10 protein-coding genes are annotated in these 15,353 nt (G+C 59.4%); 3 read left to right on the forward strand and 7 right to left on the reverse strand.

Features of this window, described 5'->3' with window-relative positions:
- Positions 1-329: 329 nt before the first annotated feature.
- The 5 genes from fhuB to mrcB all read right to left on the reverse strand — a co-directional run bounded on the left by fhuB (position 330) and on the right by mrcB (position 9,051).
- A complete protein-coding gene (fhuB, locus tag CW267_RS15320) occupies positions 330-2,312 on the reverse strand; it encodes a Fe(3+)-hydroxamate ABC transporter permease FhuB (protein ID WP_100781221.1) in 1,983 nt (660 codons plus the stop codon).
- Positions 2,309-3,202, reverse strand: a complete 894-nt coding sequence (gene fhuD, locus CW267_RS15325; RefSeq protein WP_100781222.1) for a Fe(3+)-hydroxamate ABC transporter substrate-binding protein FhuD — start codon at positions 3,200-3,202, stop codon at positions 2,309-2,311. The genes fhuB and fhuD overlap by 4 nt, the downstream gene beginning before the upstream one ends.
- Positions 3,202-3,999, reverse strand: coding sequence for a Fe3+-hydroxamate ABC transporter ATP-binding protein FhuC (gene fhuC, locus CW267_RS15330; protein ID WP_022065535.1), 798 nt, complete (start codon positions 3,997-3,999; stop codon positions 3,202-3,204). Before fhuC ends, fhuD begins: the two co-directional genes overlap by 1 nt.
- Before the next feature lie 45 nt (positions 4,000-4,044).
- Positions 4,045-6,252, reverse strand: coding sequence for a ferrichrome porin FhuA (gene fhuA / locus CW267_RS15335; RefSeq protein ID WP_022065534.1), 2,208 nt, complete (start codon positions 6,250-6,252; stop codon positions 4,045-4,047).
- A 234-nt stretch (positions 6,253-6,486) separates the two neighbouring features.
- Positions 6,487-9,051 carry a bifunctional glycosyl transferase/transpeptidase gene (gene mrcB, locus CW267_RS15340; RefSeq protein WP_022065533.1) on the reverse strand — a complete coding sequence of 855 codons (2,565 nt, stop codon included), beginning with the start codon at positions 9,049-9,051 and terminating at the stop codon, positions 6,487-6,489.
- A gap of 587 nt (positions 9,052-9,638) precedes the next feature.
- Between mrcB and gspS the strand changes: the two genes are divergently transcribed.
- On the forward strand, positions 9,639-10,013 hold the full coding sequence (gene gspS, locus CW267_RS15350) for a type II secretion system pilot lipoprotein GspS (RefSeq protein ID WP_032736684.1): 375 nt from the start codon (positions 9,639-9,641) through the stop codon (positions 10,011-10,013).
- A 39-nt stretch (positions 10,014-10,052) separates the two neighbouring features.
- On the opposite strand, the gene gspB is transcribed toward gspS, so the two are convergent.
- Both gspB and pulA read right to left on the reverse strand, forming a co-directional pair.
- On the reverse strand, positions 10,053-10,610 hold the full coding sequence (gene gspB, locus CW267_RS15355; protein WP_022065532.1) for a type II secretion system assembly factor GspB: 558 nt from the start codon (positions 10,608-10,610) through the stop codon (positions 10,053-10,055).
- Positions 10,611-10,866: 256 nt separating this feature from the next.
- On the reverse strand, positions 10,867-14,175 hold the full coding sequence (gene pulA, locus CW267_RS15360) for a pullulanase-type alpha-1,6-glucosidase (RefSeq protein ID WP_032736670.1): 3,309 nt from the start codon (positions 14,173-14,175) through the stop codon (positions 10,867-10,869).
- Between the two features lie 184 nt (positions 14,176-14,359).
- On the opposite strand from pulA, the gene CW267_RS30625 reads away from it, so the two are divergent.
- Entirely contained in the window at positions 14,360-14,497 is a 138-nt protein-coding gene (locus CW267_RS30625) for a hypothetical protein (protein WP_162542770.1), read from the forward strand.
- Complete coding sequence (gspC, locus tag CW267_RS15365; RefSeq protein ID WP_016160314.1) at positions 14,482-15,324, forward strand: type II secretion system protein GspC; 843 nt, start codon at positions 14,482-14,484, stop codon at positions 15,322-15,324. The genes CW267_RS30625 and gspC overlap by 16 nt, the downstream gene beginning before the upstream one ends.
- The last annotated feature ends 29 nt before the right edge of the window (positions 15,325-15,353 follow it).

Here is a 15,353-nt window from a genome sequence, read left to right on the forward strand (position 1 = left end):
AAATTGCACAGCGCTGTAGCCCCGGTAAGCGCTAGCGCCACCGGGGAGTTTCCCGGAGGCGGCGCGCTGCGCCTTGTCCGGGCTACCAAATCGCACAGCGCTGTAGCCCCGGTAAGCGCTAGCGCCACTGGGGAGTTTCCCGGAGGCGGCGCGCTGCGCCTTGTCCGGGCTACCAAATTGCACAGCGCTGTAGCCCCGGTAAGCGCTAGCGCCACCGGGGAGTTTCCCGGAGGCGGCGCGCTGCGCCTTGTCCGGGCTACCAAATCGCACAGCGCTGTAGCCCCGGTAAGCGCTAGCGCCACCGGGGATATTGAGGCCATCCAGGATCGTTAGCGGCTCTGCTTTCTCAGCAAATAGATAAAGTACGGCGCGCCGATAAAGGTCGACAACAGCCCCGCCGGGATCTGGTAGGGGAACATCATCATTCGCCCGCACCAGTCGGCGAACACCAGCAGCATCCCGCCCGTCAGCCCGGAAATCACCATATGCGGCATCGTCCGGCGGAATCCCAGCATCCTCGCAATATGCGGCGCCATCAGGCCAACGAAACTTAACGGCCCAATGGTGAGCGTCGCCGTCGCCGTCAGGCTCGCCGCCAGCAGCAGCAACCCGATACGCGATGGCGTCAGCGCCATCCCCACCGCCCGCGCCGCCTCGCCGCCCAGCGGCAAAATGGTCAGCCAGCGGCGGCAGAGCGGCGCCAGCGCCAGCAGCGCCAGCATCACCACGCCACTACGCAGCGCCATCTCCGGCGTCGCGCTATAGGTCGAACCGGACATCCACGTCAGGATCTGCGCCATGCGCGGATCGCCGCTGGCCTGCAGCATCATCAACAGCATGGTGAAGGCGGTACTCAGCGCCATCCCCGCCAGCAGCATCCGGTGCGGCGAGAAACCGCCGCGCCCGGCGGCGATCAGAATAACCAGCAGCGTTGCCGCCGCGCCAAGGCTGCCGGCAGGCAGCAGCCAGACAAAGGCGTTGCCCGGCACGAAGAACAGCATCAATACCACACCGAACGCCGCGCCAGAGCTGATGCCCAGTACTTCCGGGCTGGCCATCGGGTTGCCGGTCAGGCGTTGAATGATGCAGCCCGCGACCGCCAGCATCACCCCGGCGAACAGCGCCGAGAGCACACGTGGCCAGCGCCAGGGCATCAGTTGCGCCAGCAGATCGCCGCTGGCCCACTGCCAGCCATGGGCATCGCGACCAAAGGTCAGCGCGGCGGTTATCGCCAACAGCAGCAGCGCTAAGCCGCCCAGCGCGAACCACGGCACGTGGCGGCGCTCGATCAACGCTTTATCGCCGCCATTCATCACCGGGGCGCTGATGCTGCGCAGCCGCGGCAGCAGCCACAGCAATAAAGGCGCGCCAATCAGCGCGGTGACTGACCCGGTCGAGACTTCCCGCCAGACCCGGCTGAGCCAGAGAATAATTTGATCGGAAAGCCACAGGATCAACGCGCCAATTAGCGCCGCCAGCAGCAATCGCGGCAGCAGGCGGCGGGCGCCGAGCATTTTCGCCAGCAGCGGCGCGAACAGACCGATAAAGCCGATAATGCCGACCGCGTTAACCAGCAGCGCGCTGATGACAATCGCCAGCGTCAGCACGCCAAGCCGCGCCAGAGACAGCGCCAGCCCAAGGTTGCGCGCCACGCCATCATCGAGTCCCATCAGGGTTAACGGGCGTAGCAATAACAGCGTCAACATCGCTCCGCCGAGCAGCTGCGGCCACAGACGCTGCACCACACTCCAGTCGGTCTGCGTCAGGGTGCCGGTACTCCACAGGAACATGCTTTGCAGCTGGTCATGATGGAAAATCACCATCAGCTGATTGACCGCGCCGCAATAGAGACTCACCACCAGACCGGCCAGGAGCAGCGTCACCGGCGACAGACGTTTGCCCCACGAGACGCCAAACACCAGCGCCCCCACCAGACAAGCCCCAGCCAGCGCCGCAAACTGCGAGGCCAGCACGCCAGGGATGGCCCATAGCGTCGTCACCGTCATTCCCAGCTGTGCGCCGGTGGCGACGCCGAGCGTGGTTGGCTCCGCCAGCGGGTTACGCAGCACCTGCTGGAACAGCACGCCGACCAGCCCCAGCCCGGCGCCGACCAGCAGCGATATCGCCAGCCTCGGCAGCAGGCTGTAATGGAACAGCATCTGGGCGATATTATCGATATCCGGCTGCCACAGCGCCTGACGCCATTGCGCGTAAGGTAAAGCGACATTGAGGTTGACGATGCTCAGCGCGAAAGCGGCAACCAGCAGCCCGGTCAGCAGGAGAATGGCTAACGGCGAGAGACGCGCGTTCATACCGCCGCCCTCCCCTGCGCATCGGCCAGCACGCGGGCGAAATGCATCGCCGACAGCGTCGCGCCATAGAACCACACCGCCGGAACCCGCTGGAAACGCCCCGCACGCACGAACGGCATCGCCTGCCACAGCGGGGTCGCCAACAGCTGGGCCATCTCCCGATCGTTGCCATGATCGAAACAGATCACATCGGCCTCGTTAAATGCCGCCAGCCGATCAATACCGACGGTGACGCTGCCCCAGAATGCCGCTTCGCCGCGCCAGGCGTTTTGAATGCCAAAGCGGTCAAGCACCTCCTGGAACAGGCAGTTCTCACCGAATACCAGCACGTGGCGGGCATCAAGCAGCGAAATCATCAGCAGTGGGCGATCGCCACGCCGGGCAAATCGCGGACGCAGGTTCTCCATCAGCGCGTCGAACTCCGCCAGATGGCGCTTCGCCTGCTGTTGTTTACCCAGCAGGTCGGCCATTTCCAGTAGCGAACGCTGGGCCATCGCCAGCGGCCGTTTGCCGTCGCTAAAGGTGAAACCACGGCCAGGCGCGATACGCGCCAGCTTTTCTGGTGACGGGCCATAGCCTGCCGACCAGACGATAAACGACGGTTTCATCTGCGTCAGCAGCTCAAGATTGGGTTCGGTGCGCAGGCCGACATCGATCACCGACGCGGCCAGCGCGGGTTCGTTCACCCACAGGCGATAGTTGGGAATGTCGGCCACGCCGTAGGGCGTGACGCCAAGCGCCAGCAGCAGTTCGGCCGGCAGCCACTCCAGCGCGACGACGCGCTGCGGGTCAATGTTCGCCGCCTGCGCGCCGCGCATCTGCCACAGCAGCGGCGAGAGCGCCATCGCGGTCAGCAGGCGGCGTCGGGTTATCAGAGTTGGGTTCATCATCAATAGACAAAACTTACCGGCGCCGCGCCCGCCGGGTGCGGCAGGATCCCCATCGGGATGCCGTAGATTTGTTCCAGCGTGTCGCTGCGCATCAGTTCTGCTGGCGTCCCCTGGGCGATCATTTCCCCACCGCGCAGCGCGACCAGATAATCGCAGTAGCGGGCAGCCATATTGATATCATGCAGGACTGCGATCACCGTCAGGCCACGCTGCTGGCTGAGACGATGCACCAGCGCGAGCACATCGACCTGATGGGCGATATCCAGCGCCGAGGTCGGTTCATCAAGCAGCAGACAGCGGCTATCCTGCGCCACCAGCATGGCGATCCACGCCCGCTGACGCTCGCCGCCGGAGAGACTGTCCACCAGCCGCTGCGCCAAAGGCTTCAGCCCCACCAGCGCGATCGCCTCTTCCACCTTTTCGCGATCCGCCACGCCGAAGCGCCCCAGCGCGCCATGCCACGGGTAGCGACCTATCGCCACCAGCTCGCGAACTGTCATCCCTTCCGCCGCCGGCAGCTGCTGCGGCAGATAGGCCACTTTGCGGGCAAACGCCTTGCTACTCCAGCTCTCCAGCGGCTGGCCGTCCAGCAGCACCTCGCCCGCGGAAGGCGGCTGATGGCGGCCGAGCATTTTCAGTAATGTGGATTTGCCGGAACCGTTATGGCCTATCAGGCCAGTCACTTTTCCTGCCGGGAAGGTTAACGAAAGGGGGTGAAGCAGCGTGCGACCCGGTACGCGAAAGGTCACGCCATTTAACGCAAAGGTGGTCTCAGAGTGCGGAGTCTGTTCCTGCATAGCAACAACCTGATGTTGGGCGCGGCGAACCGCGCCCGTGAGTAGTTAGAAGCGGAAGGTTGCGGTCGCGACAACCTGACGTCCCGCACCCCAGTAGCAGGCGTATTCGCTATAGCAGCTGGAGACATATTCGCGGTCAAACAGGTTGTTGACGTTGACGCCGACCGAAGAGCCCGGCAGGCCAAAGCGCGCCAGATCGTATTTGACCGTCGCATCCATCAGCGCATAACCGGCCACATTGAAGGCATCATTTTTGTTACCGGTGCTGGTGTCAGTTTTGTAATAGCTGACCGTAGAACCGATATAGCGCGCCCCGGCGCCGACCGTCAGACCGCTGAGCGCGGTTTCGTGGAAGGTGTAATCCGCCCACAGCGACGCCATGTTACGCGGCACTTCCGCCGGACGCTTGCCGTTGAACACCGTATCGTGAGTGTATTCCGCATCGGTATAGCTGTAGGCCGCGGTGACGTTGATATTGGCGTTCACCGCCGCTTTCGCCTCCAGCTCAAGGCCGCGGGAGCGGATCTCGCCGGTCTGGATGCTGAACGCCTGGTTAGCCGGATCCGCCGTCAGGTTCTTATCTTTGGTCAGCTGATAGACCGCGGCGGTGACCACCACCGGCATGTCTTTCGGCACATATTTCACGCCAGCTTCATACTGCTTGCCACGCGACGGATCGAACGGCTGGCCGTTAAGCCCGGAGCCCGATACCGGCTCGAAGGATTCGCTGTAGCTGAAATACGGAGAGATGCCGTTATCAAACAGGTAATTGATACCGCCACGCCAGGTGAACTGCTGGTCGTGATTCTCCGCCAGGCTGTTACTGGAGCGAGTTAACGTTGAGGTGGTGGCGTAATCGTAACGGCCGCCCAGGGTCATGACCCACTTATCCCACTCCATCTGATCCTGCGCGTACAGGCCCGTCTGCTCCATTCGGTTGAGGACCGCGTACGGGAAAGTGACCTGAATATTCGGGTTGCCGTATTGCGGGTTGCTCATGCTGATAGGATCCGCCGTCCCGTAGTCGGCATCCACATCGTTGCGCATCCGCGAGTAATCCACGCCGGTCAGCAGCGTATGGCTGACCGCGCCGGTGGCGAAAGCAGACTGCAGCTGGGTATCGACGGTAAAGGTGTTCAGGTGCTCATCAGAACGCACATAGGCGCGATTCATGTAGCCCGGGGCGACATAGCCATTCCCGTACACCGAGCGATACAAGGTATCGACTTCGGCATAGCGCAGGTTCTGCCGCACGGTAAAGGTGTCATCAAACTGATGGGAGAAGCTATAACCCACCATCTTCTGGCGGCGCGAGATCTTATTATCCGCCTCGCCTTCGTTGAAATCGGTCGGCAGCTTGTGCGCCTTCCCGTTGGCATCGTAATACGGCACCACGGTGCCTTCGCGCGGCAGCCAGCCGTAGTAGCCCGCATCCGGGTCATTCTGGAAGTTGCTCAGGAAGGTGAAGTCGGTTTTATCGTCCGGGCGCCAGCTAAAGGACGGCGCCACCGCATAGCGTGTAGACTTCGCCATCTGCTGCTGGGTATCCTGGCTGCGGCCCAGGCCGGTCAGGCGATAGGACCAGACGCCGGCATCATCAATGGCGTCGCTGAAGTCAAACCCGGTCTGCCACAGGTTGTCGGTGCCCATCTTGAACTGCACTTCTTTCAGCGGCTCAGTGGTCGGGCGTTTGCTGACCATGCTGACGATACCGCCAGGGTTGCTGTTGCCATACAGCACCGAGGTTGGCCCGCGCATCACTTCCACGCGCTCGAGGAAATACGGGTCCATGGAGACTTCAGAGTAGTTATTCCCCTGCAGCTTCATGCCGTCCAGATACTGGTTGGTATTGACGGTCGTCGAGGTAGTGAAACCGCGGATGGTGACCACATCATAGGTGGTCGAGCTACCGCGGGTGGAGAAGACGCTCGGCGTATAGGAGAGCGCCTCTTTTACCGTGGTCGGCTGGCGCATCTCCATCTCCTGGCGCGTGACCACCGAGACAGACTGCGGCGTTTTTTCGATCGGGGTATCGGTTTTCGTCGCCGTGGCAGAGCGTTTTGCCGCGATGGTCGGCGCCGGTCCCCAGGCGCTTTCCTGGGCGGCAGGTGCCGCAACGACGGTGATAGTCTCTTCTTGTTTCGGTTGTTCCGCAGCCTGTGCATAGACAGACATGCCGCTAACCGCCGTGGCTACTACGACTGCGATTTTACGCAGCGAGTGATTTGGCTGAGCAGTTTTTGGACGCGCCATGGGTATATCTCTGATGAAAGTGAATGATAACGTAAACGATAATTATTATTATGACGGGCGATATAATAGGCGAAACGCCGAAGGCAAGGCAAGCGATATGCCAGCCTGGCGAGACCGAAGGCCGAATTAATAACCAGATAGTTATTATGGAGTTAAAGAGGCGTTAACTTTTTTACAGGTATAAAAAAACCCCTTAATACTTTCGTATTAAGGGGTCGGGTTGTGCGGCCAAAATCAGTTACTGCCGAACATATCCTTGATCCAGCCCGCGACGCCGTCGCTCTTCTCCTGCTGCTTCGGCTGTTGCTGCTGTTGCTGTTGCTGTTGCTGTTGCTGCTGCGGTTGCTGTTGCCCGGACTGATTAAACGGGTTGTTCGCTTCCTGCTGCTGCAACTGCTGCTGCTGCATCATCTCTCCCTGGCGGCACAGCGCATCCGGCTGCGTCGTCCAGACCGGCAGCGAACGGACGCCACCGCTGCAGACGAGGTTGCCGTTGCTGTCCACGCCCATGTCGACCACGTCTTCCGGCGCCGTCAACGCCAGCGGCGTCGGCGTCTGGTTCGCCAGATAGCGCTGGTAAATCGACATCGCGCCGCTGGCGCCGTACAGTTTGGTCGGCTGGTTGTTGTCGCGGCCCACCCAGGTGATGGTCACCTGGCTACCGTCGATGCCGGCGAACCAGGTATCGACGTTATTGTTGGTGGTCCCGGTTTTCCCCGCCAGATGCAGGCCCGGATACTTCGCGCCCAGCTGACGCCCCGTGCCGCGCTGCACCACCTGCTGCATGGTCCACAGCGTCATGTAGGCCGCCTGGGCAGGCACGGCGCGTTCCGCCTGCGGGTAGCTCTGGTAAAGCACCGTGCCATCTTCCGCAATCACTGACCGCAGGGCGGACAGCGGCGCACGGTTGCCGCCGCTGGCAATCGTCTGGAAGGCCTGCGCCACTTCAATCGGCGTCAGGTTCAGCGCACCCAGCAGCATCGCCGGCACCGCGTTGAGCTGATTCTTCGGCGCCCCCAGTTTAGTCCAGGTATCGACGACCGCCGGCAAGCCCAGCGCCATCCCGAGGTTAACCGTCGGGACGTTCATCGAGCGGGTCAAGGCATCCACCAGCATCACCTGGCCGCTGAAGCGACGATCGTCGTTCTGCGGGGACCACGTCTGGCCGTTGGACAGGCGAATGGTCACCGGCGCATCGGCGATCCAGGTGTTCAGGCGATACTGGTTCGGCTGGCTCAGCGCGGTCAGATAGGTCGCCGGCTTGGCCAGAGAACCAATCGACCGGCGGGCCTGCATTGCGCGGTTGTAGCCGGCGAACTGCGGCTCCGCGCCGCCGACCATCGCCCGCACTTCACCGGTAAAGCGGTCCACCACCACCATGGCGGTTTCCAGATCTGCCAGCTTGCGCTGTTTCTTCAGTACCGGGATCCCTTCAGTAGCCGCTTTTTCCGCCGCATCCTGCGCCACCGAGTCGAAGGTGGTGAAGATCTTCACGCCGGAGAGATCTTTCACTTTATCGCCCAGCTTCGCCTGCAGCTCCTGACGAACCATCTGCATAAAGGCCGGCTGCGGTGAAATCACCCCGCCGCGCGGCTGCACGCCCAGCGGACGCGCGCTCAGCATATCGTACAGCTCCTGGTCGATAACCTGCTGCTGCTGCAGCAGACGCAGCACCAGATTGCGTCGCTCAAGGGCCAGTTTCGGGTTGCGCCACGGGTTATACACCGACGCCCCTTTCACCATCCCCACCAGCAGCGCCTGCTGATCGAGGCTCAGCTCTTCCACCGGACGGCCAAAGTAGTACAGGCTGGCCAGCGGGAAGCCGCGAATTTCATTATCGCCGCTCTGGCCGAGGTACACCTCGTTCATATACAGCTCAAGGATGCGATCCTTGCTGTAACGGGCATCGACGATCAGCGCCATATACGCTTCGTTGGCTTTACGCCAGTAGGAGCGCTCGCTGGAGAGGAACAGGTTTTTCACCAGCTGCTGGGTCAGGGTACTCGCCCCCTGCACCGTACGACCTGCCGTCAGGTTCGCCAGCACCGCGCGGCCGATGGAATACAGGCTGATACCATCGTGCTCGTAGAAGTGGCGGTCTTCGGTCGCCAGCAGCGTATCCACCAGCAGATCCGGGAAGCCACTGCGCTTCACGAACAGGCGCTGCTCACCGTTCGGCGACTGCAGCATGGTAATAAGACGCGGATCGAGACGGAAGAAACCGAACTGGCGGTTATTATCCATATTCTCGATGGTCTCCAGATGGTCGCCATCGAAGGTCAGACGCGCGCGCACCTGCCCTTCTTTACTGTCCGGGAAATCGAACGGACGACGGATCATCTCGATGCTGTTGGCCTGCACGGTGTATTCGCCCGGGCGCGTCATCGCGCTGACCTGACGATACTGGGTGGCGTTCAGCAGACGCACCATCTCGTTTTTGCTGATCTGCATGTCCGGCTCAAGGTTCACCATCCGGCCATAAACCGCGGCCGGCAGCTCCCAGACTTTACCGTCAATGCGGCTGCGGATTTTCTGATCGAGGTAGACGCCATAGGCGGCAATCAGCACCGCGAAGACAATCCCCAGCTTGACCAGCAGCCACAGCCAGCGGCGCTTACGACGAGGTTTGCCACCGTTGCCTTTTCCTTTTCTAGGCACCGGTTTCTCATCCTCATAATCATCGTCATCATACTCATCGTCGTAGTCCTCTTCCCGGACCCGGCGACGGGTAACTTTTTGTTTTGTCGGACGTGAGGGTCTCCCCTTACGTCCGATAGGCTCGCGGTCATCTCCCGCCATGCTTTTTCTCCGCAACGTTCAGGCGCAAGGGCCTGATTCTCAATACTTCCCCTGCACAGAGGAAGAAGAAATCTCTCAAATTAACGTCCAGGCTGCTTATCCTTCGGACGACAACCTGCTGGCAGGCAGGACATGCCGCCAGCCTTTCATGAGGTTGGTTTGCTTCGTTTTACATGATATTAACAATAAGAATTCACCATAAAATCATTATGTTAAACGCATCATCAGCAGAAATGGTCAGAACATAGCACGTAATGTTCAGGGCATACAGGATAGCACTAAAATGCGACATTCTTAACCAGCATTTTACCTCCTGCGCACGTAACAAGATGGGAAAGAGTATGTTTTTTAATAACATAAAAAATGACGCTCGCCCTGATGCCAAATGCGGCGGCATCGCCTCACACCGAAAATATATTTCCCGGACGACAACATTTATTATTGAGAGAAGTAAAGGGAATTAATCGAGTTTCTGCCAATAAAAATGAGAGCCTGTTAACATTTATGCAGAATAATATTTTATGATGACACCAGGAAAATCTTTGTTAAACTAGCAGCCAGTGATTCATTATTTTGATTACTTTACTATGCGCATTCCGCTTATATTTTCGCTTTGCGTGGTCGCCGTGCTCTCTGGCTGCCAACAGAAACCCGCCTCAACGCTCAGCCCGGCCATCAGCAGCCAGGCGCAGCTGGAGCAGCTCTCGTCGGTAGCAGCCGGGACGCGCTATCTCAAGAATAAATGTAATCGTAGCGATCTCCCCGCCGATGAAACGATATATCGGGCAGCGGTGAATGTCGGCAAAGCGCGCGGGTGGAGAAATATTGACGTGGCGACGTTAAGCCAAAATAGCGACCGGCTTTATCAACAACTTTTGCAGGACAGCACTCCGGAAGCCACACAGTGTAGTCAATTTAATCGCCAGCTCGCTCCCTTTATTGCCAGCTTGCGCAGCGACTAAACAAAATATTCTCAACGCGCATTTTATTGCGCGTAGCCCTTATTCCCCTTTCGGCTCCTCGTCAATTTTCCCGCCTGGCCAGTCATCCAGCGCCGCCAGGGTAAATGTTGTGCCGTTGAAGCTAAAGATCGTCACATCCTGCTGGATCTGCTCCACCACCAGATTGGGCAGCGGGGAATCACCCTCCGACCACGCTTTGCCGTTTAACACAATGCTGCGCTTTTCCGGTAGCGAGGCATAGACATGGGCGCTATAGCGCAGGGGCGGCAGCGTATCGCTGTCCATTACCGGCGCCGCAGGCGCGCTGGGTTTTACCGCCGACGGCGGGTTTTTTGGCGCGGTCTCCCCGGCGGCGGTTAACGGCAAAAGCGCCGCATGAGCCACCGGCAGAGGCAGCGTTTGCGGCGGTGACGGATGGCGCCACTGCTCGCCGCCAAACCAGCCGAGCGCGATAAATAATCCGGCGTACAGCGGGATAATCCAGCCGGGGATCTGCACCATCCGGCCGCGGCTTACCGGCGCGTCTGCCTGCGCGGTGGACGGCTGAGGCGCCGTCAGCGGCGAGATGCCTCTTTCACTATCATCACGAACAATCACAACCGTCTCCTGTTCCCTCACGGTGCAGAGAAGGCGCCCTTACGGGCGCCCCAGACTGCTGACAAAGTGCATTCTTCAGAGATTGCCCGGCGGCGCTACGCTAGTGCGGGCCGACAGATAACTGCATAACTGTTTGATATTGCAGTCTTTCGTAGGCCGGGTAAGGCGAAAGCCGCCACCCGGCAGAAAGGCGAGCACAATAACGAAACAGGTTTGTCATCAGCCAGAGGCGCCCTTACGGGCGCCCCACGTTATGTTATTTACTGCTCACCGGCAGGCCAGCGCCCTGCGATTCCCCCTGTGGCAGCTCGAGGACCGCTACCGACCAGGCCGGCAGCGTGACCGAGCCGTCAGCGGCAACCTGCACGCCGCTCGCCAGCGAACGGTCGCCTGCCGCCTGCTGGATGGCGCTCAGCTGCAGCGATGTGCCGGCGAAGTCCTGCAGCGTCCGGCTTTCCGGTGCGGCGTTGATCGCCACCACGATGCCGTCGACACGGCTGTCCAGACTGGCGCCAGCCTGCATCCCATCATCGATGGTCATCACCAGCAGACCCGTCTGCTGATCGGCGCCGGTGTTGCGGAAGTCCACGCGCTTCATCACCGTCGCGCCGTCACCGAGGGTAAACAGCGGAGAGGATTTACGCAGCGCGGTCAGCTCCTGATAAAACGCGGTCATCTGCTTGAGCTCCGTTTCACCCGGGGTCGCCACCGCGTCTTTTACCCGGGCGATGATGTCATAGTTGCTGCCATCATCGCTGCTGCGCGGCATACCGACGTTGTAGTTGTTGTCCTGCAGGGAGTAATCCACGCGGTTAAACCAGTCACCGGAATCATACGAATCGCGGGTAAAGGATTTAGAGCGCAGCAGCTCCGAGCCCTGCTGGTCAAAGGCGATCCCCTGGCCGAGCATCACCGTCGCCAGCGACACCGCCTGCATCCGGACGCGGGTATCGAGATCCGCCTCCTGAGCAGCTTTATAGCTGATCATGTCCCACAGCGTTTGGTTGTCGTGTTTTGACACATAATTCACGACTTCCGTCGGGTCAGCCGCATAGCCGCCAGGCGCGCCGTTATAGTCAATCTCGCTGCCTTTCTTCACCGCGCCGTCTTTGTCGATCAGCACGAAGTCCGCGAGGTTACCGGCCATGCCCAGACGGGTCAGATCGGCGAGGTGGCGCGCCTGATCGTCGGTCATGCTGGTCAGCTCATTTGGCTGAACGCCGGCGCCGCTGCCCACCCCCTGATTCTGGCGCAATGCATCGCCGGAATCGAACGGCCCGCCACCGCGCACGGCGTCGCGCAGACGATCGGAGAACGTGCCGATCCCGGTGCCTTTCAGATTGATTTGCGAGGCAATTTCAAAGCGATCGCTCTGGTTGGAATCCCAGCCTTCACCAAAGAAATAAATGTCCGGGTTCAGCGCTTTAATGCGCTCCCAGGCCGAGAGGATCTGCGCTTTCGGATGATAGCCCATCAGGTCGAAGCGGAAGCCATCGATCTTATAATCGGTGGTCCATACCGCCAGTGAATCGGCGATAAGCTTGGCGAACATCCGGTGCTCTGGCGCCGAGTCGGAGCAACAGGTGGCCGATTCCACGCTGCCGGTGGTTTCATTCAGGCGCTGATAGTACCAGGGGACGATCTTATCCAGCACCGAGGTGCGGTCGGTCGGGCCGGCGGCGTTGGTGTGGTTGTACACCACGTCCATAATGACGTTCATTCCCAGATCCTGCTTGATCGCCTGAATCATGGTGCGGAACTCTTTAATGCGCGCCGTGCCTTCCGGATCGGTGGCGTAGGATCCTTCCGGCACCGTGTAGTGGAACGGATCGTAGCCCCAGTTATAGGAGTCGGTCTGCGCCACCAGCGTATTCAACGCCTGCACCTGCGGGTTATCCTTGCTGTCGTTCTGCTTCAGCTGGGTCAGCACCTCTTTGACCGTCGAACCGCTGTCGCAATAGCCCGCGAACTCGCTGCTCTTCACCGCGCTGTTGATCTCGCACAGGCGACTGAACGGCTGCTGAATATCGGCGACTTTGTCGCTGAACTCATTGACCGTCGCCAGATCGAAGACCGGCAGCAGCTCAATATGGGTCACTCCCGAGGCCGACAGCTGTTTCAGATGCTGGACCATATTGCTCTCCTGGGCGGTGAGCGCCAGATACTTACCGCGCAGTTCGGCGGGAACGGTTTGATCCCAGGCAGAGAGATCGCGAATATGCGACTCGTGGATCGTCATTTTCGCCAGGTCGGCTTTGGTTTTCTGCGCGTGCGGCATCGTCAGCCCGTCCCAGCCTTCCGGCTTCAGCGCGCTGTCGTTGAGATCGACCACCTGGCTGTACTCCGAGTTGGTCGACAAACTATGGGCGTAGGGATCGGTCACTTCGTACTGCTCGACTTTACGCGACTGCGGGTGGTAGACGGTCATCGCGTAGCGGTAGAACGCGCCCTTCAGGTCGCTCCCGCCCTGCCAGGACCAGGCGCCGGAGGCGCTGTCGCGGGTCATCGGATGGCTGGCCACCACCTTCTTGTCGGCGCTGTAGACCACCAGCTCAACCTGCTGCGCCGTGGGCGCCCAGACGCGGAAGGTCACGCCGCTATCAGTTAGCTGGGCGCCATAGCTCAGCGCCTCGGCGGCAGCGGCATAGGTATCGTCCAGCACGCCGGCGGTCTGCACCTGGGTGGCGGAGCTAAGGATCCCGTCGCTTTCGGCGGATATCGCCACCGTCTCGCCCTGCAGCAATTCATCGACGTTGACATCATCCGGCAGCTTAAAGGCAGGATAGCTGGCGAGATGCGGGAAGCGCATGCTCACCTGCTGGCTGACAGTAGTGGGGGTCAGCTTGACATATTTATCGGTAAATTCGCCGTTACTGTCGGCGGCCACCTTACTGCTGTGGCTGTAATAGAGGCGCACAATGGGTTTATTTTCGCCGCCCGGCCACAGCAGGGTGGTTTTATCGACCCAGTGCGCATCGGCCAGCGCCACGCCAAAGGCGGCGCGGAAGGCGTCGGCGCGGGAGTCATAGACCGCGCTGTTGCCAGCGATGACCGATACCGTGCGATCGGTGAAATCGCCAAAAGAGACGCGCAGGTCGCTGTCGATAAGCTTATTGGTGCCATCGCGGACGATAACGTTGATACATCCGCTCTCTTTAGTCAGCGGGATCACCCAGTAAGGGCCATATTTGTCGCTGCCGGTCGGCGTAGTGCTGACATCATTCCAGTCCGCCACCGGCGCGCTCAGCGCATCACAGGTTTCGTTATTCCATAGATAGAGGTTTTTAGTCGCATAGTCGGCCGGCGTGCTGCTGGTGATGCCGGCGATATCGACAAGGTGAATGACAGCCTGGTTGGCGGAAGCCTGCGCCGCTTCGCCAGGGACGGCAACGTCCGGTAAGCGGACGACCACATCCTGCGGGTCGGGCGTACCGGGCGTGCCTGGGTTGCCAGGATTGCCTGGTGAACCCGGTGAGCCAGAGGGTGAAGAGGAAGAGCTGTTATCACAGCCACTCAATAATACTAACGATCCAAGAAATAGGGCATGACAGGTATATCTGAGCATTCGATAGTCCCTAATATGCTTATTAAATTATAAAAGGTAAGAAAGGATGAATATCTTTACAGCGCGCTAATTAGATATTTTTGCTTTCCGGGGCGCAATCATCCCCCACAAATGAGAGGGGGGCGTAGGAAGCCGGGGGAGTAAATCAATAAAGGGAATGACGACCCGAAACCGCAAACTGATTATGATTCGCCAAGCTTATCGCCACTCTCCGGCAATAAATAATTCAAAAGCCAATAATCACCTACCTGTTTCGGTAGGGTATTACGCCAACGTGCAGAAAAATAAATTAGTAAAGGAATTAAAATGCCAGTTTCTGTGATGGGGTTAACAAATATAAATAAAGGGATAATTAAATTATTACCACAAATTGTGACGCTCATCATATTAATAACCGCTATCCCCCAGCTGGCGAAATTAACCTGGCGCGTGGTATTCCCTGTGAGTCCTGAGGATATTTCCGCCCTGCCATTAACCGCTTCTCCAATGGCGGAGTCGGAATTAAAAACCGAACGGCCTGTATTTACCCTGTTTGGTCTGGCGGCAAAAAACAACCCCGCGCCAACGGATGCAACCCACCTCAATCAGGTGCCGGTTTCCAGCCTGAAACTACGCCTTACGGGTCTGCTCGCCAGCAGTAACCCGGCACGATCCATCGCCATTATAGAAAAAGGAAATCAGCAGGTTAGCCTTAGCGCCGGCGATACTATCCCGGGGTATGATGCGCGGATCGTCGCCATTCTTCCCGACCGGATCATCGTTAACTATCAGGGACGCAAAGAGGCTATTTTGTTATTTAACGATACCCGCGCGCCGTCGTCATCGCCCGCTACAGCGGCCACTCCGCCTCTTGTGAAGCAACTCCGCGAACAGCCGCAAAATATCCTCACTTATTTATCTATTTCGCCGGTGCTCAGTGGCGACAAACTGCAGGGCTATCGCCTTAATCCAGGCAAAGACGCCTCGCTATTTCGTCAGTCCGGCCTGCAGGAAAATGATTTAGCCATTGCCCTAAATGGCATTGATTTACGCGATCAGGCGCAAGCACAGCAGGCGCTGCAACACCTGAATGAACAGACCGAAATAACGCTGACCGTTGAGCGAGAAGGTCAACGACACGATATCGCTTTCGCGCTGGGGGATGAATAATTGCCAACCATAAAACGACTGCGGAAAAT

This window comes from Klebsiella sp. X1-16S-Nf21, from assembly GCF_002837615.1.
Lineage (GTDB): Bacteria > Pseudomonadota > Gammaproteobacteria > Enterobacterales > Enterobacteriaceae > Klebsiella > Klebsiella variicola.